Origin of the sequence: Kocuria sp. ICS0012 (assembly GCF_001665945.1) — a bacterium.
Classification (GTDB): Bacteria; Actinomycetota; Actinomycetes; order Actinomycetales; family Micrococcaceae; genus Kocuria; species Kocuria marina.
The window spans coordinates 1-24,402 of record NZ_LZMM01000033.1 but is presented as its reverse complement, the minus strand read 5'-3'; the positions used below and the strand labels follow the sequence as shown (position 1 = coordinate 24,402).

General features: G+C 68.6%; 20 protein-coding genes and 1 pseudogene. 16 read left to right on the top strand and 5 right to left on the bottom strand.

What is annotated here, in order from left to right:
- Positions 1 to 27 precede the first annotated feature (27 nt).
- The 3 genes from A5728_RS04625 to A5728_RS04615 are packed head-to-tail and all read right to left on the bottom strand — an operon-like array spanning position 28 to position 3,144.
- Positions 28 to 966, bottom strand: coding sequence for a carbohydrate ABC transporter permease (locus A5728_RS04625; protein ID WP_064845931.1), 939 nt, complete (start codon positions 964 to 966; stop codon positions 28 to 30).
- On the bottom strand, positions 959 to 1,846 hold the full coding sequence (locus tag A5728_RS04620) for a carbohydrate ABC transporter permease (protein ID WP_064845930.1): 888 nt from the start codon (positions 1,844 to 1,846) through the stop codon (positions 959 to 961). Before A5728_RS04620 ends, A5728_RS04625 begins: the two co-directional genes overlap by 8 nt.
- Entirely contained in the window at positions 1,843 to 3,144 is a 1,302-nt protein-coding gene (locus tag A5728_RS04615) for an ABC transporter substrate-binding protein (RefSeq protein WP_039102269.1), read from the bottom strand. The genes A5728_RS04620 and A5728_RS04615 overlap by 4 nt, the downstream gene beginning before the upstream one ends.
- A 1,360-nt stretch (positions 3,145 to 4,504) precedes the next feature.
- On the opposite strand from A5728_RS04615, the gene A5728_RS04610 reads away from it, so the two are divergent.
- From A5728_RS04610 to A5728_RS04600, 3 genes and pseudogenes are all read left to right on the top strand, one after another.
- Positions 4,505 to 4,969 carry a MerR family transcriptional regulator gene (locus A5728_RS04610; RefSeq protein WP_064845984.1) on the top strand — a complete coding sequence of 155 codons (465 nt, stop codon included), beginning with the start codon at positions 4,505 to 4,507 and terminating at the stop codon, positions 4,967 to 4,969.
- Positions 4,866 to 5,381, top strand: a complete 516-nt coding sequence (locus tag A5728_RS04605) for a carboxymuconolactone decarboxylase family protein (RefSeq protein ID WP_156523385.1) — start codon at positions 4,866 to 4,868, stop codon at positions 5,379 to 5,381. Before A5728_RS04610 ends, A5728_RS04605 begins: the two co-directional genes overlap by 104 nt.
- Positions 5,382 to 5,455: 74 nt before the next feature.
- Positions 5,456 to 6,522: pseudogene (locus A5728_RS04600) on the top strand (IS481 family transposase).
- On the opposite strand, the gene A5728_RS04595 reads toward A5728_RS04600, so the two are convergent.
- Positions 6,511 to 7,473 (bottom strand): quinone oxidoreductase, encoded by a 963-nt coding sequence (locus tag A5728_RS04595; protein WP_064845982.1) that lies wholly within the window; start codon positions 7,471 to 7,473, stop codon positions 6,511 to 6,513. The pseudogene A5728_RS04600 and the gene A5728_RS04595 sit on opposite strands and share 12 nt — an antisense overlap.
- Positions 7,474 to 7,680: 207 nt before the next feature.
- On the opposite strand from A5728_RS04595, the gene argC reads away from it, so the two are divergent.
- Genes argC through A5728_RS04565 form a run of 6 tightly spaced genes read left to right on the top strand, consistent with a single transcriptional unit; the run spans position 7,681 to position 13,699 of the window.
- A complete protein-coding gene (argC, locus tag A5728_RS04590; protein WP_064845981.1) occupies positions 7,681 to 8,730 on the top strand; it encodes an N-acetyl-gamma-glutamyl-phosphate reductase in 1,050 nt (349 codons plus the stop codon).
- A gap of 44 nt (positions 8,731 to 8,774) precedes the next feature.
- The gene (gene argJ / locus A5728_RS04585) at positions 8,775 to 9,980 is read left to right on the top strand and encodes a bifunctional glutamate N-acetyltransferase/amino-acid acetyltransferase ArgJ (RefSeq protein ID WP_064845929.1); all 1,206 of its coding nucleotides are present in this window, start codon (positions 8,775 to 8,777) and stop codon (positions 9,978 to 9,980) included.
- Positions 9,981 to 9,990: 10 nt separating this feature from the next.
- Positions 9,991 to 10,941 carry an acetylglutamate kinase gene (gene argB, locus A5728_RS04580; protein ID WP_064845928.1) on the top strand — a complete coding sequence of 317 codons (951 nt, stop codon included), beginning with the start codon at positions 9,991 to 9,993 and terminating at the stop codon, positions 10,939 to 10,941.
- On the top strand, positions 10,938 to 12,200 hold the full coding sequence (locus A5728_RS04575; protein ID WP_064845927.1) for an acetylornithine transaminase: 1,263 nt from the start codon (positions 10,938 to 10,940) through the stop codon (positions 12,198 to 12,200). The genes argB and A5728_RS04575 overlap by 4 nt, the downstream gene beginning before the upstream one ends.
- 36 nt (positions 12,201 to 12,236) lie before the next feature.
- The gene (argF, locus tag A5728_RS04570) at positions 12,237 to 13,208 is read left to right on the top strand and encodes an ornithine carbamoyltransferase (RefSeq protein ID WP_064845926.1); all 972 of its coding nucleotides are present in this window, start codon (positions 12,237 to 12,239) and stop codon (positions 13,206 to 13,208) included.
- Positions 13,205 to 13,699: an arginine repressor gene (locus tag A5728_RS04565; RefSeq protein ID WP_064845925.1), complete on the top strand. Its 495-nt coding sequence runs from the start codon at positions 13,205 to 13,207 to the stop codon at positions 13,697 to 13,699. The genes argF and A5728_RS04565 overlap by 4 nt, the downstream gene beginning before the upstream one ends.
- A 109-nt stretch (positions 13,700 to 13,808) precedes the next feature.
- On the opposite strand, the gene A5728_RS04560 is transcribed toward A5728_RS04565, so the two are convergent.
- On the bottom strand, positions 13,809 to 14,240 hold the full coding sequence (locus tag A5728_RS04560; protein WP_064845924.1) for an ankyrin repeat domain-containing protein: 432 nt from the start codon (positions 14,238 to 14,240) through the stop codon (positions 13,809 to 13,811).
- 199 nt (positions 14,241 to 14,439) lie between these two features.
- Between A5728_RS04560 and A5728_RS04555 the strand changes: the two genes are divergently transcribed.
- The 7 genes from A5728_RS04555 to tyrS all read left to right on the top strand — a co-directional run bounded on the left by A5728_RS04555 (position 14,440) and on the right by tyrS (position 23,811).
- Positions 14,440 to 15,954, top strand: a complete 1,515-nt coding sequence (locus A5728_RS04555; RefSeq protein ID WP_064845923.1) for a long-chain fatty acid--CoA ligase — start codon at positions 14,440 to 14,442, stop codon at positions 15,952 to 15,954.
- An 86-nt stretch (positions 15,955 to 16,040) separates the two neighbouring features.
- Positions 16,041 to 17,246: an argininosuccinate synthase gene (locus tag A5728_RS04550; protein WP_064845922.1), complete on the top strand. Its 1,206-nt coding sequence runs from the start codon at positions 16,041 to 16,043 to the stop codon at positions 17,244 to 17,246.
- A 140-nt stretch (positions 17,247 to 17,386) separates the two neighbouring features.
- Positions 17,387 to 18,832 (top strand): argininosuccinate lyase, encoded by a 1,446-nt coding sequence (gene argH, locus A5728_RS04545; protein WP_064845921.1) that lies wholly within the window; start codon positions 17,387 to 17,389, stop codon positions 18,830 to 18,832.
- Positions 18,829 to 19,539 carry a DNA-3-methyladenine glycosylase gene (locus A5728_RS04540; protein ID WP_064845920.1) on the top strand — a complete coding sequence of 237 codons (711 nt, stop codon included), beginning with the start codon at positions 18,829 to 18,831 and terminating at the stop codon, positions 19,537 to 19,539. Before argH ends, A5728_RS04540 begins: the two co-directional genes overlap by 4 nt.
- 40 nt (positions 19,540 to 19,579) lie before the next feature.
- The gene (locus tag A5728_RS04535) at positions 19,580 to 20,107 is read left to right on the top strand and encodes an adenine phosphoribosyltransferase (RefSeq protein WP_064845919.1); all 528 of its coding nucleotides are present in this window, start codon (positions 19,580 to 19,582) and stop codon (positions 20,105 to 20,107) included.
- A gap of 85 nt (positions 20,108 to 20,192) precedes the next feature.
- Complete coding sequence (locus A5728_RS04530) at positions 20,193 to 22,490, top strand: AAA family ATPase (RefSeq protein ID WP_368079772.1); 2,298 nt, start codon at positions 20,193 to 20,195, stop codon at positions 22,488 to 22,490.
- 13 nt (positions 22,491 to 22,503) lie between these two features.
- A complete protein-coding gene (gene tyrS / locus A5728_RS04525) occupies positions 22,504 to 23,811 on the top strand; it encodes a tyrosine--tRNA ligase (protein ID WP_064845917.1) in 1,308 nt (435 codons plus the stop codon).
- Positions 23,812 to 24,402: the final 591 nt, after the last annotated feature.

Here is a 24,402-nt window from a genome sequence, read left to right as displayed (position 1 = left end):
GATGGGCGGCGACGGGGGACGGATTCACTACTCCTTGACGGCGCCGGCCGTCATGCCGCCGCGCCAGAAGCGCTGGAGGACGATCATCGCGACGAGCAGCGGGATGATCGAGAGCAGCACCCCGCCGGTGGTGAGCTCGTAGAACTCCGGGAGTCGCTGAGTCTGGCTGTTCCAGTTGCTCAGGCCGAGGGTGATCGGGTAAAGCTCGTCGTCGGAGAGCATCACCAGGGGCAGGAAGTAGTTGTTCCAGATGCCGACGAGCTGGAAGAGAAACACCGTGACCATGGCCGGGACCATGGTCCGCAGGCCGATGGTGTGGAAGATGCGCATCTCTCCTGCCCCGTCGAGCCGGGCCGCCTCCATGAGCGAGTCCGGAACGGTGGATTGGGCGAAGATCCGGCACAGGAAGATGCCGAACGGCGAGACGAGGGAGGGCAGCAGGACGCTCCAGTACGTGTTGGCGAGGCCGAGCTCGCTGAAGAGCAGGAACAGCGGCAAGGCCGTCGCGGTGCCGGGCACGAGGACCCCGCCGAGGATGAGTCCGAAGATCGCCTCGCGTCCGCGGAAGCGGTACTTCGCCAGGGCGTAGCCGCCGGCGGCTGCGAAGTAGGTGGCGATGAGTCCGCCGACTCCTGCATAGAGCAGGCTATTGGTGAACCACCGCACGAAGATCCCACCGTCGTAGGTGAGAACCTGGGTGAGGTTTCCCCACAGGTTGAAGGTCGGCGCGAGCAGGAATCCGTGCGTGGCGAAGAGATCCTCGGTGCTCTTCGTCGCCGCGACCACGACCCAGTAGACGGGCACGAGGAAATAGAGGGCGACGACCGTGAGAAGGCCGGTGACGACGATGGTCGAGGCGGCGCCGCGGCCTGCCCCGCGGCGCCTGGCGCGAGGGGCGCCGGAGACGTTGGCCCGGTCGCGGCCGGTGACCGGTGTGCCAGTGGTAGTGGCCGAGAGGTCAGTCATCATTGCTCCTACGGTTGCTGAAGTACAGGAAGGCATAGGACAGCACGAACGCTGCGACCGCGATCGTCACGGCCTGGGCGGCGGCGACGTTGTAGTCGTTGTAGTTGAAGGCCGAGTTGTAGGCGGCGAGGTTGGGGGTGTACTCGCTGCCGACCGCCGGAGAAACGGTCTGTAGGATCTGCGGTTCGGCGAAGAGCTGGAGGGTGCCGATGATGGAGAAGATGGTGGTCAGCATCAGCGCCGGTCGAATGAGGGGAACCTGGATCGCCCGGGCGATGCGCCACGGGCCCGCGCCGTCGACGCGCGCGGCCTCATAGATCTCATCGGGGATGGCCTTGAGCTGGGCGATGATGATGAGCATGTTATAACCCGTGTAGGCCCAGGTGACGATGTTCGCGATGGACCACAGGACGACGTTCGGCCCGAGGAAGTCGAGTTCGATGCCGACGAGGGCGGCGACGTCAATGAACGGGCTGAGACCCGGAACGTAGAGGAAGGACCAGAGTACTGACGCGATCACCCCGGGCACGCCGTAGGGCATGAAGTACGCCGCCCGGAAGAACTGGGGCCACCGCGCCGAGGTGGACTCCAGCAGCAAGGCCAGCACGGTCGCCGCGAGGATCATCATCGTCACCTGTACGACACCGAAGAGGAGCATCCGACCGATCGATGCGAGGAATTCGGTGCCCGCGAAAGCCTGGACGTAGTTGGACAGACCGGCGAAGACGGTGCTCGTGCCCTGCTCGCCGAAGAGCCCTGCGCGATCCACCCTCGTGAAGCTCTGGACCACCGCGTAGGCGATGGGTGCGACGAACGTCAGGAGGAAGAGGAGCAGGAAGGGGCCGATGAGGATCCACGGTGCCCGACGTTGTGTGTTCATGCCGTCCTCACATTCAGACCTTTGTTCTTGAGCATCCGCACGGCCGCGTCCTGCGCGGCGCGGCAGGAGTCGACCAGCGGCACGCCGTCGGTGAGCTTTGACCGGAACCCGTCGGACAGGACGTTGAAGACCTGCTGGGCCGTGGGGGCCCAGCTCCAGTTCGGGTTCTGCTGCTGGGCCGCCGGCACGAAGACCTCGGTGTTGTAGTTCTGTCCACCGAAGAACTCCGACTGCTGAAGCCTCGGGGTGCCGATGTAGTCAGAGACGGGCGACCAGCCGATGCCGCAGTGGAGGATCTGGGCGTCGATCGCCTCCGGGTCAGTGGTCATCCACATGGCGAAGTCGGTCGCCTCCTGCGGATGCCGGGAGCTCGACATCGTCGCAACCGTCGAGCCGCCCAGCTGCGCGGAGCCGAAACCGCCGGTCCAGCGGGGCATCGGGGCTACTCGCCACAATCCCTCCGTGCCGCCGACGCCCTTGATGAGCTCGTCGGCCCAGGACGCGGAGGTGATGGCCCCGAGCTGTCCGGTCCCGGCTGCGGCGAACCAGCCGGGGGAGAACGGGCTGATCGAGACGTTGACGAGGTTCTCGTCAATGGCCCGGTCGAAGAAAGCGGCGACTTCAAGCGTCGCGTCGTCTGTCATGTCGATGACCCACGAGTCGCCATCGATTTGGAACCAGTTGGCACCGGCCTGCATGGCGTAGGCACAGAAGTAGCCACCGTCCGCGATGGGGAAGCACTCTAGGTATCGGTCGGCGGCGCGGTACTCGCGGGCCACGGCCGCCCAGTCTTCCCACGTCGCGGGCGGCTCGGCGCCGATTGCCTCCATGACGTCGGTCCGGTAGAAAAACGCGGTGGGCCCGGAGTCCTGCGGCAGCCCGTACACGCCGCCGTTGAACGTCACTTGGTTGAGAACTGAAGCCTCGAATCGATCGGTCACGGCGTCGGCGCCGTACTGGGTCATATCGACTAGGCCGTCCACCATCATGAAGGCCGATGCCTGCCGGAGCTCGACATGTGCGAGGTCGGGACCGCCGCCGGAGGCAAGCGCGGAAAACAGCTTTTGGTAGCCGCCCTGGTTGCCGCTCTTGATCCACACGGTCTCCACCTGGACGTGAGGATTCTTGGCGTTCCAGATATCGGTGACCTTGTCGAGACCCTTCAGCCAAGACCAGTAGGTCAGGCGTACAGGCTCGCCGGCCGCAGCGTCGGGTGAGGTGCGGCCGCAGGCGCCGAGCGCCAGGCTGGCGCCCACACCGAGACCTCCCCTAAGAACGGTGCGTCTTGAGAGCTCCATGCGAGTCTCCTTGCCCTGTAAAGTGAATCGATCCAGACCGAACATTTTCGAACATGGTGTTGCGGATCAAACTAACATAAACCATCAACGATCCACCAGACTCTGACAGTCTTCGCTTGTTGGCGGCCCATCTTCGAATTGCCTGAGCGCTTGGGGGGTGGGATTCTGAGATATGGCAAACCATCCTGCGGCCCCGCTGCCAATGGGGGATGGCGGCGGCGAAAAGCTGACCCGGTTGGTGCACCCCACCTTTGTGCGGGGGGTCTGGCCCAGCGGGCGCACATCGTGCTGCTGACCGTCCAGGGTGTCTCCAACACCGAGATCGCCGAAAGGGTGGGGCCACCGGCAATACGGTGATTGCCTGGCGGGCCTGCTACGGGTAGGCCGATATCGCCGGGCTGGCCGACCACGACCGGTCGGGCCGGCCCCGGCGGATCGACCACCGCGCGAATGTCACCGCCACGCTCAGAGTGCCGCCGAAGAAGTTCAGCGTCGCCCCTGGCCCTCGCACATGCTCGCGGGGCGGTTGGGTATCGACCACAACACCGTGGCCAATATCCGGCAAGAGTATGGGGTGGCCCCGTGGCGGGCGGGCATCTTCAAGTTCTCCACCGATCCCGAGCTGGTGGCCAAGGTCGTCGACGTGGTCGGTTTCTACCTGGCCCCACCCGAGAACGCGGTGGTGCTATCCCTGGACGAAAACCAACACATCCAGGCCCTTGAGCGCACGGCACCAGGTTCGCCGATGCAGCCCGGCCGGCGACGCGCATCCACGGCTACAACCGGCACGGGACCTCCACCCTGTTTGCGGCCCTGGAGATCGCCACCAGCCACGTCACCGCGGCGTGCAAGCCTGGGCACCAGCGCCAGGAGTTCCTGGCCTTCCTCAAGCAGGTTGTCCGAGCCTACCCCCAGGGAATCTGCACCTGGTGATGGACAACTACGCCGCGCACAAGGCCCCCGAGGTAAGAGCCTGGCTGGCGGAGAACCCTCGGTTCCAGATGCGCTTCACGCCGAACTCGGCCTCGTGGTCGAACTTGGTTGATGTGCCAACATCGCATTTGCCCAGTATTCGTCCGTCGTCGACATGAGGCGTGGTTCGGGCTCATCGAACGCCAGGCCCTGCATCGGGCCGACGTCGTTTCGGTGCCCGAGCTGAACAAGCGGATCCGGGCCTTCGTCACCGGCTGGAACGATCGCTGCCACCCGTGCGTGTGGACCAGAACCAGCACCGAGATCCTGAAAAAGCCAGCCGCCCAACCATTTAGAAGATGGACCATTAACAAAGTGTACTGACCGGACACGTTGATCGACGTCGCGGCTTGTCTTTGAGCGTGCTCGAACCCCTAGCGTGCAGGTCATGACGAATGACCGGGCCCTGGCAGATGCCCTGCGACTCGCCGTTGATCCGCCCGGTGGCGTGAACGTCGACGCGCTTAGAGAACTCACCCGAGCCGATTCCGAAGAGGACTGGGGCATTGCTGCGGCCGCCGAGCACTTAGGCGTCAGCCCTCACACCCTGCGCTACTACGAGCGCATCGGCCTGGTGGTCATCCCTAGGGACCACGCGGGGCATCGCCGGTTCGACGCCCCGACCGTACGGCGCCTCGTTTTCCTGACCCGGATGCGCGCATCAGGCATGTCCATCGCCGACCTGCGTCGATACATCGACCTCGTCAACGCCGGCGCAGACACAATTCCAGACCGACTCGACCTCCTCCTTGAGCACCGCGACACCCTGCGTTCCCAGATCACCCAACTCCAACTCGCCCTCGCCGCGACCGAGTACAAGCTCGCCGCCTACCAGGAAGGCCCCCAGCCATGACGACCCCCAGCACGACATCAACTCCGATGAGAACCTTGCTCGCCGCCAGCACGGCCAAGACGTCCTCTCGCGCATCGACGGCCACCAGGGCGAAGCCGTTATCGATTCCCTCGCTGACATCAGCCCCGCCCTGGGGCACCACGTCGCGGCTTTCGCCTTCGGTGACATTTACGACCGGCCCGGGCTCGACCCGCGCAGCCGTCAGCTCGTCACTATCGGGGCCTTGACCGCGCTGGGTGGCTGCGAGCCGCAACTGCGGGTCCACATGGGCGCCGCACTGAACGTCGGCCTCACAGAAGAGGAGATCGTCGAAGCCCTGCTCCACAGCTCGGTCTACGCCGGCTTCCCTCGCGCACTCAACGCGACGTTCGTCGCCAGGGAGGTATTCGCTTCGCGACGGGCCAACGCCTGACGACGAATCAGAACGGGCAGGAGGGCCGTCGGCTCATCTGGCGGCCCTCCTGTCGAGCACGCACAAGGACTTCCATGTCACACGCCAACGCAGCTCTCACACCCCGACACCGGCTCAAGGTGGCCCGGCTCGTCGTCGTCGACGGGCGGCCGATCAGTGAGGTCGCCGCCCGCTTCCAGGTGTCGTGGCCAACGGTGAAGCGGTGGGCCGACCGCTACCGGGCCGGGGAGTCCATGCACGACCGGTCGTCGCGCCCGAGGACGTCGCCGAACAAGACGCCGAAGCCTGTCAAGAAGCGATGCGTCAGCCTGCGAATCCGAATGCGGGAAGGGCCAGTTCAGCTCGCAGCCCGCCTCGGCGTCGCCGCGTCCAGCGTGCACCGCATCCTCACCACCGCACGCCTCAACCGGTCGGCCTACATCGACCGCGCCACTGGTGAGTCGATCAGGCGCTACGAGCACCCCCAGCCCGGCTCCTTGCCGCACGTGGACGTGAAGAAGCTCGGGAACATCCCCGACGGCGGTGGATGGCGCTACGTCGGCCGACGCCAAGAAAAACGCAATCGTGCGGCGACCCCTGGGAAGCCGAAGACCAAGTGGCGCAACCCGAAGCTCGGTTACGTGTTCGTCCACACCGTCATCGACGACCACTCCCGCGTCGCGTACACCGAGGTCCACGATGACGAGACCGCCGTCACTGCCGTCGTCGTCGTGCACCGAGCCGTCCATTGGTTCGGCAAACACGGCGTCACCATCGAACGGGTGCTGTCGGACAACGGAGGCGCCTACCGATCGCACCTGTGGCGTGACACCTGGGAGGCCTTGTCGATCACCCCGAAGCGGACGCGGCCGTGCCGACCACAGACCAACGGCAAGGTGGAGCGCTTCCACCGCACCATGGCCGACGGGTGGCCTACGCCCGTTGCTACACCAGCGAGCGAGAACGCCGCGACGCACTGTCCGACTGGCGCCACCAGTACAACCAGCACCGTCCGCACACGGCCTGCGGGAACCAGCCGCCGTTCTCGCATTTGATCAACGTCCTCGGTCAGTACACCTGGATCTCCGCTCCGGCACAAGCCGGTGGTGCACAGCCCCGTGGGTTCCCGGACCCACGGGGCGGTGTCATCTCACGGCAGTAGCAGGAGCTTCCCCTGCGTGCCGCGGGATTCGAGGTCGTGGTGCGCGGTGGCGGCGTCGTCGAGCGGGTACGTGGCGCCCACCCGGACCTCGAGGCCCCCGGAGGTCACGGCCTCCATGAGCTCGCCCCAGCGCCACGTGCGCTCGTCCCGGTCCCGCGTGTAGTAAGCCAGGGACGGGCGGGTCACGTAGAGCGCCCCGGAGCTGTTGAGCCGCTGCAGGTCCAGCGGGGGCACCTGGCCGGAGGAGCCCCCGAAGAGTACGGTGGTCCCGCGCACGCGGGTGGCCGCGAGGGATTCGTCGAAGGTCGTACGGCCCACAGAGTCATAGACCACGTCCGCGCCCAGGCCGTCCGTGAGCTCGCGCACACGCTCGGCGAAGCCCTCGTAGCCGAGCACGTGGTCCGCGCCGAGGCGCTTGGCCGTCGCGGCCTTATCCGGAGTGGAGGTCAGCGCGATCACGGTGGCGCCGATGCGCTTGAGCAGCTGGATGGCCAGCCCGCCCACACCGCCGGAGGCCGCCGTGACCACGGCGGTCTGCCCGGGCTGCACAGGGAACGTGGACCGCACCAGGTAGTGCGCCGTGAGTCCCTGCAGGGGCAGCGCACCGGCGGTCTGAGGGTCCATGCCGTCCGGCACGGGTAGCGCCTTGTCCTCCTCCACCGTGAAGAACTGCGCGTACGTGCGGGTGGCCTCGGAGGTTGCCACGCGCTGACCGGTCCGCACGGTGGTGACCTCTGAGCCCACAGCCACGACCTCGCCGGTGCCCTCTGAGCCTGCCGTGAACGGGAAGTCCACGGGGTACACGCCGGAGCGCTGGTAGGTCTCGATGAAGTTCACACCGGTGGCCTCGGTCCGCACGAGGACCTCCCGGGGGCCGGGCTCGGGGACGGGCACCTCGGCCGGGCGCAGCACCTCCGGGCCACCGGGCTCGTGCGCGACGATCGCCTGCATCGTGGTCTCGCTCACTGTCAGTTCCTCCTCGCAGCGGGGTGCCGTGCTCGCAGAGGGGCACGACGGCGTCCCCGTCAGTCTCGCGCTACGGCACCTCCCGGCACAAGGCAGTGCACGTCGGGGCGGGCGGTCACCCGCGCAGAGATTTGGAACGCGTTATGCATAAATATTGAATGGAGTGCATAGGAATACGGTATGGTGGAGCCCATGACCTACACCGCTGCAGTCTCAGGCGCCACCGGCTACGCAGGGGGAGAAGTGCTCCGTCTGCTGTGCGGGCACCCGGACATCGAGATCGCCACCGTGGCGGCCCACTCCTCCGCCGGGCAGAAGCTCGGGGCGCTCCAGCCGCACCTGCACGCGCTCGCGGACAGGGACGTCGTCGAGTCCACCGCGCAGAACCTCACGGGCCACGACGTCGTATTCCTGGCCCTGCCCCACGGTCAGTCCGCGGCGCTGGCCGAGCAGCTGCCCGCAGGCACGGTCGTGATCGACGCCGGGGCGGACCACCGGCTCGAGTCCGCCGAAGCGTGGGGAGCGTTCTACGGCTCAGACCACGCCGGCACGTGGCCCTACGGGCTGCCCGAGCTGCTCGTGGACCCGAACGGCCGCAAGCAGCGAGAGAACCTGCCCGGCGCCACCCGGATCGCCGTCCCTGGCTGCTACCCCACGGGATCGCTGCTCGCGCTGGCACCCGCGCTGGCGGCGGGACTGGTGTCTCCCCAGGACATCGTGATCGTGTCCGCGTCCGGGACCTCGGGCGCGGGCAAGGCCCTGAAACCTCACCTGCTCGGTGCCGAGACGATGGGGGGGATGTCCCCGTACGGCGTCGGCGGCGGGCATCGGCACACCCCGGAGATCGAACAGGGGCTGGGATGGGCGGCAGGCGAGGGCGTGCGGATCTCGTTCACCCCCACCCTGGCCCCCATGCCCCGCGGTATCCTCACCACGGCCACCGCCGCGCTGCGCCCGGGCACGACCGAGGAAGCTGTGCGGGAAGCCTACCGCGCCGCGTACGACGGCGAGCCGTTCGTCCACCTGTTGCCCGAGGGGCAGTGGCCCACCACCAAGTCGGTGCAGGCCTCGAACCACGTGGCGCTGCAGCTAGCCGTGGACCCGCACGCCGGGCGGCTCGTGGTGAGCGCGGCCATCGACAACCTGACCAAGGGGACGGCGGGGGCCGCCGTGCAGTCCCTCAACCTGGCCCTCGGCCTCCCCGAGACCTCGGGCCTCGCCGCGCAGGGCGTGGCACCGTGAATCCCGGGTCCCCGCTCGACCGCCCGTCCGAACCAGGAGCTGCGATGTCCTCGCACAACCCCATTCCCGACGTCCCCGTGAGCACCGACTCCGGCGTGTGCGCCGCGGCCGGTTTCAGCGCCGCTGGCGTGGTGGCCGGCTTCAAGAAGTCGGGTGGCCGTGACCTCGCCTTGGTGGTCAACACCGGGCCCGACGACGCCGCGGCCGCCCAATTCACCAGCAATCGCGTGGCCGCCGCCCCCGTCCACTGGTCCCGCGAGGTGATCCGGCAGGGCCGTGCCCGCGCGGTGGTGCTCAACTCGGGCGGGGCGAACGCGTGTACCGGCCCGCAGGGCTTCCAGAACACCCACGAGACCGCCGAGCTGGTGGGTGAGCAGCTGGGCATCGGCGCAGGGGACGTTCTGGTGTGCTCCACCGGGCTGATCGGGGAGCAGCTGCCGATGGACGTCGTGCGCGGCGGGGTCCCGGCCGTCGTGGCCGCGCTCGCACCCGGGCAGCGTGCCGCGGCGGAGGCCGCGGAGGCCATCATGACCACGGACACCGTCCCCAAGCAGGCCTGCGTGAGCGGCGCAGGGTGGAGCGTGGGCGGCATGGCCAAGGGGGCGGGCATGCTCGCACCGGGGCTTGCCACCATGCTCGTGGTCCTCACAACCGACGCCGTCCTGAGCGCGGAGGAGCTCTCGCTCGCCCTGAAGGAGGCGTGCCGTGTCACGTTCAACCGCGCGGACTCGGACGGGTGCATGTCCACCAACGACACCGTGGTCCTGATGTCCTCCGGCGCCTCGGCGCAGCGCCCGGACCAGGGGGAGTTCACGCACGCACTGACCGCGGTGTGCCACAGCCTCGCGCAGCAGCTGATCACGGACGCGGAGGGTGCCTCCCACGACATCGCGATCACCACGGTGGGCGCGGCCACGGAGACCGAGGCGGAGGACGTCTCCCGCACGGTGGCCCGCTCCAACCTGTTCAAGACAGCGGTGTTCGGTAACGACCCCAACTGGGGGCGTGTGCTCTCGGCGGTGGGCACCACGGACGCCCAGTTCGACCCCGACCGGATCGACGTCACCATCAACGGCGTGACGGTGTGCCGCAACGGCGCGATCGGTGATCCGCGCGAGGGCGTGGACCTCGCGGCGTTGCGCGCTGTGGACGTCCTCATTGACCTCAAGGCCGGGGACGCGAGCGCGACCGTGTGGACCAACGACCTCACCCATGACTATGTCGAGGAGAACAGCGCCTACTCCAGCTAGCGCGCCCACCATGTCACGACTCAGCGATAACACCAGGTACGAGACGGCCCGCTCGAAGGCGGAGACCCTCATGGAGGCCCTGCCGTGGATCCAGCGCTACGCGGGATCCACCATGGTCTTCAAGTACGGCGGCAACGCCATGATCAACGACGACCTGCGGCGCGCCTTCGCGGAGGACATGGTTTTCCTGCGCCACGTGGGCATCCGCCCGGTCGTGGTCCACGGCGGCGGCCCGCAGATCAGCGCGATGCTCGAGTCCCTGAACATCCCGTCCGAGTTCAAGGACGGTCTGCGCGTGACCACGCCCGAGGCCATGTCGGTCATCCGCATGGTCCTCACCGGGCAGGTGGGGCGGGAACTCGTGGGCCTGATCAACGCCCACGGCCCGTACGCGGTGGGCATGTCCGGCGAGGACGCGGGGCTGCTGCAGGCGCGCCGCGTGCGCACCGGGTCCGACGGCGCGCCCCTGGACCTCGGTCTCGTGGGTACCGTCACGCGCGTCAACACGGTCGCGGTCGAGCAGCTGCTGGACATCGGTAAGATCCCGGTCATCGCCTCGATCGCCCCGGAGCTCGCGGATTCGGACGACGATGCCGCGGGGCGGGGTGCGCTCACGGGGCAAGTCCTCAATGTCAATGCGGACACGGCGGCCGCCGAGGTGGCCGTGGCCCTGGGCGCGGAGAAGTTCGTGGCCCTCACGGACGTCGAGGGGCTCTACGCGGACTGGCCGGATCGCTCGTCGCTGATCTCGTCCCTATCCGCGGCGGAACTGCGTGAGATGCTGCCGGAGCTCGAATCGGGGATGATCCCCAAGATGTGGGCGGCTCTGCGAGCGGTGGACGGCGGTGTGCCGCGCGCGAGCATCGTGGACGGGCGCACGGAGCACTCGTCCCTGTTGGAGATCTTCACGGACACGGGTATCGGCACAGAGGTCACACCGGACGGAGTTGAGCACTCATGAGCAACCAGGACGAACTGCTGGGGGAGTACAAGGAACACCTTCTGGGAGTGTTCGGGGATCCATCACTCGTGCTCGTGTCGGGCGAGGGCGTGCACGTCACCGATGCCAACGGCAAGCGGTACCTCGACCTGCTCGCGGGGATCGCGGTGAACGCCCTGGGCCACGCGCACCCCGCGTGGGTGCGGGCGGTCTCGGAGCAAGCGGGAACCCTCGCGCACATCTCCAACCTGTTCACGTCCCCGGGCAGTATCCACCTGGCCGAGAAACTGCTCAAGGTCACTGGGGCGCCCGAGGGCTCCCACGTGTTCTTTGCGAACTCGGGCTCGGAGGCGAACGAGGCCGCGTTCAAGCTCGCGCGTCGCCACGGCCGCGCGCACCCGGACGCGCAGGGTCGGCCCCGGACGCGTGTGCTCGCACTCGAGAACTCGTTCCACGGCCGGACCATGGGATCCCTGTCACTTACGGCCAAGGCGGCCTACCGCGAACCGTTCGAACCGCTGCCCGCCGGGGTCACCCACATCCCGGCCACGGCGGAGGCCCTCGAGCGCGAACTCGACGACACCGTGAGTGCGGTGATCGTGGAACCCGTCCAGGGCGAGGCCGGCGTGCACGGGCTACCCGAGGGGTTCCTGGCACTGGCCCGCAGGCTCACGCGGGAGCGCGGTGCACTGCTGATCGTGGACGAGGTGCAGTCCGGGATGGGCCGCACCGGCGCGTGGCTCGCCGCCACCGCCCAGCTGCCCCGGGGTGAGTTCCCGGATGCTGTGACGTTCGCCAAGGGGCTCGGTGGCGGGTTCCCCGTGGGGGCCATGCTCACGGCGGGACCGGAGGTCTCGGCCCTACTGGGAGCGGGTCAGCACGGCACCACGTTCGGGGGCAATCCCCTGGCGATGGCCGCGGGACTCGCAACTGTCACGACCCTCGAGAACGAGAACCTGCTCGTCAACGCCCGGGAGGTGGGAGCCCACCTCGCGCAGCGGCTGCGGGAGGTTCCCGGGGTGGGGGAGGTCCGCCAGTACGGTCTGTTGGTCGGCGTGGACCTCGTCGCGGAGAACACCGAGGACGCGGAGAACGCCGGGACCTCCGGGGACCCCATGGCCCAGCGCGTCGTCGCCGCCGCGCGCGAGGCGGGATTCATCCTCAACGCCACCGGACCCACCACGCTGCGTCTGGCGCCGCCTCTCATCATCACTGCGGAGCAGGCGGACACGTTCGTCGAGGCCCTGCCGCATGTGCTCGAGACCGTCCGCGCCCGCTGAGCCCCGGACAGCACCACACCCGAAGGAGAATCCCCCGTGCCCCGTCACTTCCTGGTCGACACCGATCTCACCCCCGAGGAACAGTCCGAGGTCCTGGACCTTGCCGCCGCGCTCAAGGCGGACCGGTTCTCCCGCCGCCCGCTCGCGGGTCCACAGACCGTGGGGATCATCTTCGACAAGACCTCCACCCGCACCCGCGTCTCATTCGCGGCCGGGGTGAGCGACCTGGGCGGCAACCCGCTGATCATCAACCCGGGGGAGTCCCAGCTGGGTCACAAGGAAACCGTCGCGGACAGCGCCCGCGTGCTCTCCCGGATGCTCGCGGCGATCGTGTGGCGCACGTACGCGCAGTCCGGGCTCGAGGAGATGGCCGAGTTCAGCGACGTCCCGGTGATCAACGCCCTGTCCGACGACTACCACCCGTGCCAGATCCTCGCGGACCTGCTGACGCTGCGCGAGGAGTTCGGGGACGTGGCCGGGCGCACCCTGGTTTACCTGGGGGACGCCGCCAACAACATGGCGAACTCCTACCTGCTCGGCTGCGCCACGGCCGGCATGCACGTGCGCGTGGCCGGACCGGAAGGCTACCTGCCGCGCGAGGACGTCGTCGCCGCGGCCCGCGAACGCGCCGAGCTCACCGGCGGCTCGGTGCTCGTGACCACGGACGCGAGAGAGGCGCTGAAGGACGCGGACGCCGTCGTCACCGACACGTGGGTGTCCATGGGCCAGGAGAGCGAGAAAACCGAGCGCGCGCAGATCTTCACGCCGTACTCCGTGACCTCCGAGGCCATGGCGCACGCGGCCGACGACGCCGTGTTCCTGCACTGCCTGCCCGCCTACCGCGGCTTCGAGGTCGCCGCGGACGTGATCGACGGCCCCGCGTCCCGGGTGTGGGACGAGGCCGAGAACCGGGTGCACGCGCAGAAGGCCCTGCTCACGTTCCTGCTGGATTCCTCGGGACTGGCCGCGGACCTGCCCGCCGCCTTGCGCCGGGAGGAGGCACGGTGAGCATCCCCACGACCAAGACGGCGCGCCAGGCCCGGATCCTCGAACTTGTGACCGGAGGAGACGTCCACTCGCAGGCCGAACTGGCCGAACTGCTCGCGGCGGACGGCATCCAGGTGACCCAGGCGACCCTGTCCCGGGACCTTGTGGAACTCGAGGCGGTGCGCGTGCGCTCCGCGAGCGGGGGCATGGTCTACGCGGTTCCCCAGGCGGGGGTGGACCGGTCCCCGACCAGCGGCGTCACCCGCGAGAGCACCGACGCCAAGCTCGCCGCACTGTGCCGCGAGCTGCTCGTGACGGCCGAGGGCAGCGCCAACCTCGTGATCCTGCGCACCCCGCCCGGGGCCGCGCAGTACTTCGCCTCGGCGATCGACCACTCGCTGCTCCCCGAGGTGCTCGGCACCATTGCCGGGGACGACACCATCATGGTGGTCAGCCGGGATCCCCAGGGCGGGGAGCAGCTCGCGCGGAAGTTCCTGGACCTCGCCCGCTGAGCGCGCCCACCAGGCACGCGGACGACGCCGCCCGCGCGCCGTCCGCGCCCGTGCCACCTCCCGGCGGTGGGCCCCCAGCCCCTGGAAGAGCAGGTGCCGTCCGCCCGGTTCAGGCCTCGCGCGTCTCGTAGCTCTCCAGCAGCGGCAGCAGGTGCTCCTGGCCGAAGACGCGGGCCACGTCCTGTGCGTGCTGGTGACCCGTGGCCTGGCCCGCCCCCGCCTCGAGCAGCGCGCGGGCAATGGGCTCGTTGCCGCGGAACACCGCACAGACCAGGGCAGTGAAGCCCATGTCGCTCACGCGCTCGGTGTCCGCGCCGCGGGCGAGCAGCATGGCCACCGTCTCCTCGCGCTCCAGGTACGCCGCCAGGTTCAGCAGGGTGTCCCCCTTGCTGTTCGTGAGGTTGACCGGCACCCCGGCGTCGAGCGCAGAGCTCAGCAGCTGGGTGTCGCCGTTGCGGGCGGCGTCGAACAGGGATGAGACGTAGGCCAGCTCCGCCTCGGTGAATTGGGGGCTCTGCGCGTTTCTGTGCTGGTCGGTCACGGGGGATCCTCCTGTGCGGGGGCCACGGCCCGTGGCCCGGGAACGAATTGACGGGATTGCGGAGAGCGGCGGCCGGGGCTCGTCGCGTGCGGCGCTGTCTAGTGTCGCACGCGGAATCCAGGCGGGGTCGACGTTTGACTCGAATATCCGATACGGGCAGTATCACGTGTTAGAACTCACACCGTCTTCTGGAGGACCCATGACCAACCTGGCCACCCTGCTCACCACCTCGGCCGCCCAGTACACGTCCGATCCCGCGATCATTCTCGACGAGCTGCACATGACCTACGGGCAGCTGGACGATCTCTCCGCCCGCGGCGCGGCGCTGCTCAAGGCCAACGGCATCCGACCGGGGGACCGCGTGGCCCTCGTGCTGCCCAACGTGCCGCACATGGCCGTGCTGTACTACGCGATCCTGCGCGCCGGCGGCATCGTAGTCCCCCTCAACCCCCTGCTCACGCCCCGAGAGCTCACCTACCACTTCCAGGACTCCGGGTGCTCCTTCGTGCTCGCGTGGGAGGACATGGCGCAGGCCAGCCAGAAGGCGGCCGAGGAGATCGAGGGCCTCAACGTGCTGCCCATCAGCGCCCGCGGAACGGTGGAGCGCCTCCAGGGTGTGGATCCCGACCGTGACGTCGTGGAGCGTCAGGACTCGGACACGGCCGTGCTGCTCTACACGTCCGGGACCACCGGCCGCCCCAAGGGGGCGGAGCTGACCCACCACAACCTGCTCACCAACGCCGAGGTCGCCGGCGAGGTGTTCAACCTGCACCACGGGGACGTGATGTTCGGTGGGCTGCCCTTCTTCCACGTGTTCGGCCAGACGGTGGCGCTCAACGGCGTGATCTGCAGCGGTGCGGCCGTGACTCTGCTGCCCCGCTTCCACCCGGGCAAGGCCCTGGAGATCCTGCGCCGCGACGGTGTCACGATCTTCGCGGGGGTCCCCACCATGTACGTGGCCCTGCTGCACCAGGCCAACCAGGACCCGCAGGCCGTCGAGGGCGTGGACCTGCGTGCCGGCGTGTCCGGAGGGTCCCCCATGCCCGTAGAGGTCATGGTCAGGTTCGAGAAGGTCTTCAACACCACCGTGTTCGAGGGGTACGGGCTGTCCGAGACCTCGCCGGTGGTGTGCTTCAACCAGCCGGGCAACGAGCGCAAGCCGGGCTCCATCGGCACGGCCGTGCGCGGTGCGGAGCTGCGCGTGGTGGACGGGGACGACCAGCAGGTCCCCACCAACGAGGTCGGTGAGCTCGTGGTGCGCGGGCAGTACGTGATGAAGGGCTACTGGAACAAGCCCGAAGCCACCGAGAACGCGATGCGCGGCGGCTGGTTCCACACCGGTGACATGGCCCGCGAGGACGAGGACGGCGCGTTCTTCATCGTGGACCGGAAGAAGGACATGATCCTGCGCGGCGGTTACAACGTGTACCCGCGCGAGGTCGAGGAGGCCATCTACCAGTTCCCCGGCGTGGTGGAGGCCGCGGTGCTGGGGGTCCCGAGCGAGAAGCACGGCGAGGAGGTCGGGGCCGTGGTGGTCTTCGAGTCCGGGGTGCTCGAGTCCAAGGGCCGCGAGGCGCTCACGCGAGAGCTGGACGCGTTCGTGCAGGAACGGGTGGCCAAGTACAAGTACCCCCGCATCTACCGCGTCACGGACGAGCTGCCCAAAGGCCCGACGGGCAAGATCCTCAAGCGCGAACTGACCCTCGATGCATAAATACTGATTGCTGTGTATAGTCATGCATGAGCCGCGGGGCACTCCCGCGTAGTCGGCGTCGTCGAGCAGTTGTGGAGGAAAGCACCGTGAGTGATCGCGTGGTATTGGCCTACTCGGGCGGATTGGACACGTCCGTGGCCATCGGGTGGATCGGTGAGGCCACCGGTGCCGAGGTCATCGCCGTGGCCGTGGATGTCGGACAGGGTGGCGAGGACCTCGAGACCGTGCGTCAGCGCGCCCTGGACTGCGGTGCCGTGGAGGCGTACGTCGCGGACGCCCGTGACGAGTTCGCGAGCGAGTACTGCATGCCCGCGTTGAAGGCCAACGGTCTCTACATGGACTCCTACCCCCTGGTCTCGGCCGTCTCCCGCCCGGTGATCGTCAAGCACCTCGTGAAGGCCGCGAAGCAGTTCGGTGCCACCACGGTGGCCCACGGCTGCACGGGCAAGGGCAACGACCAGGTGCGCTTCGAGGTGGGCATCCAGACCCTGGGTCCCGAACTCAAGTGCATCGCGCCGGTACGTGACCTCGCGTTGACCCGTGAGAAGGCCATCACGTACGCGGAGAACAACAACCTGCCGATCGCCACGACCAAGAAGAACCCCTTCTCGATCGACCAGAACGTGTGGGGCCGCGCGGTGGAGACCGGGTTCCTCGAGGACATCTGGAACGCGCCCACCAAGGACGTCTACGACTACACGGACGATCCCACGTTCCCGCCCGCCGCGGACGAGGTCGTGATCACGTTCGAGCAGGGCGTGCCCGTGGCGCTCGACGGCAAGCCCGTCACGCCGCTGCAGGCCATCCAGGAGCTCAACCGCCGCGCGGGTGCCCAGGGTGTGGGGCGGATCGACATCGTTGAGGACCGGCTCGTGGGCATCAAGTCCCGCGAGATCTACGAGGCCCCGGGTGCCATGGCGTTGATCGCCGCGCACAAGGAACTCGAGAACGTCACGATCGAGCGCGAGCAGGCCCGCTTCAAGAAGACCGTGGGTCAGCGCTGGACCGAGCTCGTCTACGACGGCCAGTGGTTCTCCCCGTTGAAGAAGTCCTTGGACGTGTTCATCGAGGACACCCAGAAGTACGTCAACGGTGACATCCGCATGGAGTTGCACGCGGGCCGGGCCACCGTGACCGGGCGGCGTTCGTCCACGGGTCTCTACGACTTCAACCTGGCCACGTACGACGAGGGTGACTCCTTCGACCAGTCCAACGCCCGCGGGTTCATCGAACTGTTCGGGATGTCCTCCAAGGTGGCCTCCCGCCGCGAGCAGGGCCTCGCCGAGGGCTGACATCCGTCTCCCGCGCCCCGGTGCGCGGGTGATCACCACATCATCGCGAACGGCCGGGCTCCTAGACTGGAGCCCGGCCGTTCCCCGCGCCGGGTGAGTGCCCGGCAATCCACGGTCCCACGACGTCCACGAGGAGCATCATGGCCCAGCACGAGCAGCACGGAACCAACGAGGGCGCCCTGTGGGGCGGTCGATTCGCGGGCGGGCCCGCGGACGCCCTCGCCGCGCTGAGCAAGTCCACCGATTTCGATTGGCGTCTGGCGCCGTACGACATCGCGGGGTCCCGCGCCCACGCCCGCGTGCTGCACACGGCCGGCCTGTTGAGCGAGGACGAGTTGAGCGGCATGCTGGACGCACTCGACCGGCTCGAGGCGGACGTGCGCAGCGGGGCGTACGCGCCGTCGCCGTCGGACGAGGACGTCCACGGGTGCCTCGAGCGCGGGCTCATCGAGCGCGCCGGGGCGAACCTGGGCGGCAAGCTGCGCGCGGGTCGCTCCCGCAACGACCAGATCGCGACCCTGGGTCGGATGTACCTGCGCGACCACGCCTCGATCATCGCGCGCAACCTGCTGGAGCTCGTGCGAGCCCTCGTGGAGCAGGCGCGGCGCCACCCGTACGCCCCCATGCCCGGGCGCACCCACCTGCAGCACGCCCAGCCCGTGCTGCTGTCCCACCACCTGCTCGCCCACGCGTGGGCGGTACTGCGGGACGTCCAGCGGCTCGCCGACTGGGACAACCGTGCGGCGGTGTCCCCGTACGGTTCGGGCGCGCTCGCGGGATCGTCGCTGGGCCTGGACCCCAATGCCGTGGCGGCCGAGCTCGGCTTCGACTCCGCGGTGTTCAACTCGATCGACGGCACCGCGTCGCGGGACGTCTACGCGGAGTTCGCGTGGGTGTGCGCCATGGCCGCCGTGGACGTCTCCCGGATGAGCGAGGAGGTGACCACGTGGGCCACCAAGGAGTTCTCGTTCGTGACCCTGGACGACGCCTATTCGACCGGCTCATCGATCATGCCGCAGAAGAAGAACCCGGACGTCGCGGAACTCGCGCGCGGTAAGGCCGGGCGGTTGATCGGTGACCTCGCGGGTTTGCTCGCGACCCTCAAGGGGTTGCCGCTCGCGTACAACCGGGATCTGCAAGAGGACAAGGAACCCGTCTTCGACGCGATCGACCAGCTCGAGGTGCTGTTGCCCGCCGTCACGGGCATGATGGCGACCCTCGAGTTCCACACGCAGCGCCTCGCCGAGCTCGCCCCGCAGGGTTTCGCGCTCGCGACCGACGTCGCCGAATGGCTCGTGCGCCAGGGCGTCCCATTCCGCGAGGCGCACGAGGTCTCCGGGGAGGCCGTGCGCGTGTGCGAGGACGAGGGCATCGAGCTGTGGGACCTGACCGATGAGCAGTTCGCCGCGATCTCGCCGCACCTCACGCCCGGGGTCCGGGAGGTGCTCACGGTCGAGGGTTCCCTGTCCTCGCGCAACTCCCAGGGCGGCACCGCGCCGGACGCGGTCGCCCAACAGCTCACCGAGCTCGAACGGCAGCTCGCGGAGCTGGACGCCTTTGCTGCGCGCGAGCCCGTCGTCTCGTGACGGCCGGACTGCACGAGCTTCTCCTCGCCCCGGCCCCCGACGTCGCTCCCCGGCTGCTCGGCGCCGTCCTCGTGTGCGCGCGCCCCGGGGGCACGGTGGGGCTGCGGCTGACCGAGGTCGAGGCCTACGGCGGCCCGCAGGACTCGGACCTGCCGGATCCCGGGGCCCACACCTACCGGGGTCGCACGGCGCGCAACGCCTCGATGTTCGGCCCGCCCGGGCACGTCTACGTGTACTTCACGTACGGGCTGCATCACGCGGTGAACTTCGTGTGCCGGCCCGAGGGCGTCGGGGGCGGTGTCCTGATCCGCTCGGGTGAGGTCGTGCTGGGCTCCGAGGTGGCCACGCAGCGTAGGCTCGCGAACCGCAGTTCCGCACCGGCCTTCGCCTCGCTCGCGCGCGGGCCCGGCAACGTGGCGCAAGCCCTCGCACTGACCCGCGACGACGACGGCGCCGCGCTCGCCGATCTCGGCATCGCCCCCGATCCCGTGGCCCGGGCGCGCGAGGAGGTCGAACGGCGCGGTGACGACACGTGGGCCGGACTGGTCCTGGCGCAACGCCCCGCGAGCGACGTCGTCGTGACGGCCCGGACGGGCGTGTCCGGGGAGGGCGGGACGGACGCGTACCCGTGGCGCTACGCACTGCCGGGCGAGCCCACGGTGTCCCCGTACCGCAAGGCCACCGTCAAACGCCGCCGCACGCGCTAGCGCACCGCCCGCCGCGCGGTGCGCCGGATACGATGGAGCGGTGACTGAATCCGTGGAACAGATGATCGACCGGTTGTGCGCCAAGATCCCCGACCATCCCGAGCCGGGGGTGCTCTTCCGCGATCTCACGCCCCTGTTCGCGGACGGGGACGGTTTCCAGCGCACCGTGGACGCGCTCGTGGACGCCTTCCGCGGCCAGTACGACTGCGTGGCCGGTGTGGAGGCGCGCGGATTCATGATCGCCGCGGCCGTGGCGTACGCGTCCGGGGTGGGGATCATCCCGGTGCGCAAGGCGGGCAAGCTCCCGCGCGAGACCATCTCCCAGGCCTACGACCTCGAGTACGGCACGGGCACCCTGGAGATCCACACCGACGACGCTCCCCGCGGTTCGCGCGTCCTGGTCCTGGACGACGTCCTCGCCACGGGCGGGACCCTGGGTGCCACGGCGTCGTTGTTGACGCGCGGCGGGTACAACGTCGCGGGTTTCGGCGTGATCATGGAGCTGACTGCGCTGCGCGGCCGGGCCCAACTGGGTGGGCATCGCGTGCGCGCACTGTTGCGCGTGTGACGGGGGAGTCGCGGGTCGAGCGGTAGGATAGACGATCGCCGGTTGAGCGACCGGACCCGTCGGCAGTGTGCGTGAGGTGAAGGGCGTGGAGGAATCCGCATCCGTGGAGGTGTCCCGGCAACTGGGGGAGGAACGGCGCTACGTCGCCGAGGCCTACGCCCGGTTGGACGAGTTGCGGCAACTCAATGCGGATGAGTTGCGCCGCGTCCGGACCACGAACTTCGGCGGGGGACACCAGGCGCGGTCCGAACGTGACGCATTCGCCACGCATTACGAGGACCGCCTCACCCAACTCAACTCGGTGGATGAACGTTTGGTCTTCGGTCGCCTGGACACCACCGAGGGGGAGCGGCATTACGTGGGCCGGCTCGGACTGGCCACGGAGGACCACCGCCGGCTCGTACTGGACTGGCGGGCCCGCGAGGCCGGGGCCTTCTACCAGGCCACCGCCGCCAACCCCATGGACCTGGTGCGTCGACGCCACCTCATCATGGACGGGCGGGACGTCACCGCCCTCGAGGACGACGTCCTGGATCCGGGTGCCGTCTCCGACGCCGAGGTTGTGCACGGCGAGGGCGCGCTCATCGCGGCCCTGAACTCCGAGCGCACGGGCCGCATGACGGACATCGTCGCCACGATCCAGGCCGAACAAGACCGCATTATTCGCGCCCCGCTGTCCGGGGTGCGCGTGGTCCAGGGTGGCCCGGGTACCGGCAAGACCGCCGTGGCCCTGCACCGTGCCGCGTACTTGTTATACGAACACCGGGAGCGGCTCGCCAAGTCGGGTGTGCTGATCGTGGGTCCGTCGTCGTCGTTCCTGTGGTACATCGAACGCGTGCTTCCGGCGCTCGGGGAGACCGGCGTGGTGATGTCGTCCCTCGCGGACCTCTATCCGGGTGTGCACGGCACGGTCGAGACCGACCCCTGGGTGACCCGCTGGAAGTCCGGGCTGCACATGGTGGACGTCATCAAGCGCGCCGTTGCTGACCGGCAGAAGGTTCCCGAGCGCACGCAGTGGCTCACCGTGGACGGCCACCGCGTGCGGCTCGAACCCTCGCTTGTGCGCCGGGCCCGGGAGCGTGCGCGCGCCACGGGCAAGCCGCACAACGAGGCCCGCGAGACGTTCGTGAAGGTCATCGTCAAGGAGCTCGCCCAGAACCTCGGGGACGAGCTCAACGAGAAGGCCGGGACCACGATGGACCGCTCGTACCTCAAGGAGGACCTGCGACAGTCCCGAGAGGTACGCATCGCGCTCAACCTGCTGTGGTTGCCCTTGACACCCCAGCAACTCGTGGCTCAGTTGTTCGGCAAGGAGCACTACCTGCGCTCCGCCGCCCCGCGGCTCTCGGACGCCCAGGTCTCGCGCCTGCTGCGGCCCGTCGACGCGCCGTTGACCGTACCCGACGTCGCCCTGCTGGACGAGGCCGCGGAACTGTTGGGCGACTTCGAGTCCGCCGGTATCAAGGTGCGCGGGGACCGTTCGCTCGAGGAGCGCAAGGCCCAGGAATCGGCGCAGAAGGCGCTCGAGGCCATGGCGGAGGGTTTCGAGGACATCGGTGCCCAGGGCGTCGTCACGGTCGAACAGCTCACGTCTTTCAACGCTGAGGCGCCGCACCGGATGACGGCGGCCGAAGCGGCGTCGTCGGACCGTACGTGGGCGTACGGGCACGTAGTCGTGGACGAGGCGCAGGAACTCTCGCCCATGCAGTGGCGCGTGCTCATGCGCCGGTGCCCCCTGAAGTCCTTCACGGTGGTCGGTGACATCGCTCAGGCGGGGAACGCGGCGGCGGCCCGGACCTGGGACGAGGCGCTCGAGCCGTTCGTGGGGGAGCGATTCACGCTCGAGGAACTCACGGTCAACTACCGCACCCCGCAACCGATCGCCGACGCCGCGGTGCGGGTCGCGCAGGCTACGGGGATCGCGGTCTCCGATCCCACGGCGGTGCGCGGCGGCGATCCGCCCGTGATCGTGCCGGTGGCCGTCGAGGCGGAGCTGGCCGCGGAGATCGTGGCGCAGGTGCGGCGCGAACTGGAGCGGCTCGCCGGGGGTCTCGTGGGAGTGGTGTGCCCCGGGGGACGTTTGGCCGCGGTGGGTAAGGCCCTGGACGAGGCCTTCCCGGGGCTCGTGGCCGCGGGCATGCGCAGCCTGGACCGGCGGATCATGGTGCTCACCCCGTGGGATGCCAAGGGCCTCGAGTTCGATTCCGTGGTGGTCGTGGAACCCACGGAGATCGCGGACGACCCCGCCGGGGGCCCGGGCAATCTGTACGTGGCCATGACCCGTCCCACCCAGCGGTTGTACCTCGTGGCGGCCCACGGACTGCCCGACGGGATCACCCCGCAACCCGGGGAACCGGGCGCCGGGGACCCCACGGCGGCCTGATAACTTAGTCCACGTGTCAACCACCGATCTCAGCACGCAGCACAACGATCCGTCCTTCTCCTCCCTGTGGGAGGAGCTGAACTGGCGCGGACTCGTCCAGGTCTCCACGGATGCGGAGGCCCTGCAGGAAACGCTCGACGGTGGTCCCATCACGTATTACTGCGGGTTCGACCCCACGGCGTCCTCCCTGCACCTGGGACACCTGGTGCAGTTGTTGCTGCTTCGCCGACTCCAACTCGCGGGACACCACCCGATCGGTCTGGTCGGCGGATCCACCGGGCTGATCGGTGATCCGCGGCAGACCTCGGAACGCGTCCTCAACTCGCGCGAGACCGTGGCCGAATGGGTAAACCTGCTGCGCGAACAGGTCCAGCGGTTCCTGTCCTTCGAGGGGGACAATCCCGCGCGCATGGTCAACAACCTGGACTGGACGTCCCAGCTGTCCGCGATCGATTTCCTGCGGGACATCGGCAAGAACTTCCGCGTGGGCACCATGATCAAGAAGGACATCGTGGCCAAGCGGTTGAACTCGGAAGAGGGGATCTCCTACACCGAGTTCAGCTACCAGATCCTGCAGGGACTGGACTTCCTCAACCTGTACCGGCAGTACGACTGCGTCCTGCAGACCGGCGGTTCCGACCAGTGGGGCAACCTCACCTCCGGCACCGACCTGGTGCGCAAGGCCGAGGGTGCCACGGTGCACGCGATCGGCACGCCGCTGATCACCAACTCGGACGGCACCAAGTTCGGGAAGTCGGAGGGCAATGCCATCTGGCTGGATCCGGAACTGACCTCGCCTTACGCCTTCTACCAGTTCTGGCTCAACACCGCGGACGCGGACGTGGCGGATCGACTCAAGGTCTTCACCTTCCGCACCCGCGAGGAGATCGCGGAACTGCAGCGTCTCACCGAGGAGGAACCCTTCCGGCGTGAGGCCCAGAAGGTCCTGGCCTCGGACGTCAACACCCTGGTGCACGGACCCGAGGCCACGCGCAAGGCGATCGAGGCGTCCGCCGCCGTGTTCGGCAAGGGTTCTTTCGAGGACCTGGACGAAGACACGCTCGCGGCGGTCGCGGCAGAGCTGCCCCACGCGGAGGTCGCACCGGGTGAGCACGCCGTGGTGGATCTGCTCGTGGCCACGGGCCTGGCGGAATCCAAGTCCGCCGCGCGGCGCACGCTCAAGGAGGGCGGTGCTTCCGTCAACAACCGCAAGCTCTCGGGGGAGGACGCCACCCTGACCGCGGACGACCTGTTGCACGGTCGGTTCGCGCTGCTGCGCCGGGGCAAGAAGAACCTGGCAGCCGTCACGGTCGGGAGCTGATCGTCGGGCACCGGGTCCCCGTCGGGCCCCTGATCACATACCCCGGGCATGGACGCCCGGAACCGCCGCACGGCGGAGCACCCGCGAGCCGGGGCCAGCGTTTTGCGCCGGTCCCGGCTCGTGTGTAATGTATTCCGAGTCGCCGCGGCGAGGAACCGAGAAGGAACCGGAGCCGCGGGGTGACCGGCAAAGATCAGCCCGACACGTCGGACCTCGTTCATGCTATGGTTACCTGGCATTCGGCAGCGCGAAGCGAATCGGCTTGAACAGTCAAGTTGACACGCCGAGCAACGCGGAACTAAGCTTGATGAGTCGCTTCGCGGCGGACCGAAGAGGTTCGATCCGAGAGGCAACTCCCAAAATCGTCGATCGGCCCGGAGCGGCTCGATCGGACAACCGACCGTTGTGGCCCTGGTGAGGGGCCGTGTGGTGTGGTTTGTTGTTTGTCAACTCAATAGTGTGTCTAGTTTGTTGATACCAAAGTTTTTTTGTTTTTGGTTGATGGCCTGACAGTCCCTGGGGTGTTTTCCCGTTTCCTGGGGGTGTTGGGTGTCAGCTGGGATCCTGCCCTGGTTCTGCTGCGCTGTTTGG

Excerpts from the sequence above, each read along its gene's own strand:
- A5728_RS04625 (WP_064845931.1), bottom strand. The coding sequence starts at position 966 with ATGACTGACCTCTCGGCCACTACCACTGGCACACCGGTCACCGGCCGC.
- A5728_RS04555 (WP_064845923.1), top strand. The coding sequence starts at position 14,440 with ATGACCAACCTGGCCACCCTGCTCACCACCTCGGCCGCCCAGTACACG.
- argH (WP_064845921.1), top strand. The coding sequence starts at position 17,387 with ATGGCCCAGCACGAGCAGCACGGAACCAACGAGGGCGCCCTGTGGGGC.
- A5728_RS04615 (WP_039102269.1), bottom strand. The coding sequence starts at position 3,144 with ATGGAGCTCTCAAGACGCACCGTTCTTAGGGGAGGTCTCGGTGTGGGC.
- A5728_RS04575 (WP_064845927.1), top strand. The coding sequence starts at position 10,938 with ATGAGCAACCAGGACGAACTGCTGGGGGAGTACAAGGAACACCTTCTG.
- A5728_RS04595 (WP_064845982.1), bottom strand. The coding sequence starts at position 7,473 with ATGCAGGCGATCGTCGCGCACGAGCCCGGTGGCCCGGAGGTGCTGCGC.
- argC (WP_064845981.1), top strand. The coding sequence starts at position 7,681 with ATGACCTACACCGCTGCAGTCTCAGGCGCCACCGGCTACGCAGGGGGA.
- argB (WP_064845928.1), top strand. The coding sequence starts at position 9,991 with ATGTCACGACTCAGCGATAACACCAGGTACGAGACGGCCCGCTCGAAG.
- A5728_RS04610 (WP_064845984.1), top strand. The coding sequence starts at position 4,505 with ATGACGAATGACCGGGCCCTGGCAGATGCCCTGCGACTCGCCGTTGAT.
- argJ (WP_064845929.1), top strand. The coding sequence starts at position 8,775 with ATGTCCTCGCACAACCCCATTCCCGACGTCCCCGTGAGCACCGACTCC.
- A5728_RS04620 (WP_064845930.1), bottom strand. The coding sequence starts at position 1,846 with ATGAACACACAACGTCGGGCACCGTGGATCCTCATCGGCCCCTTCCTG.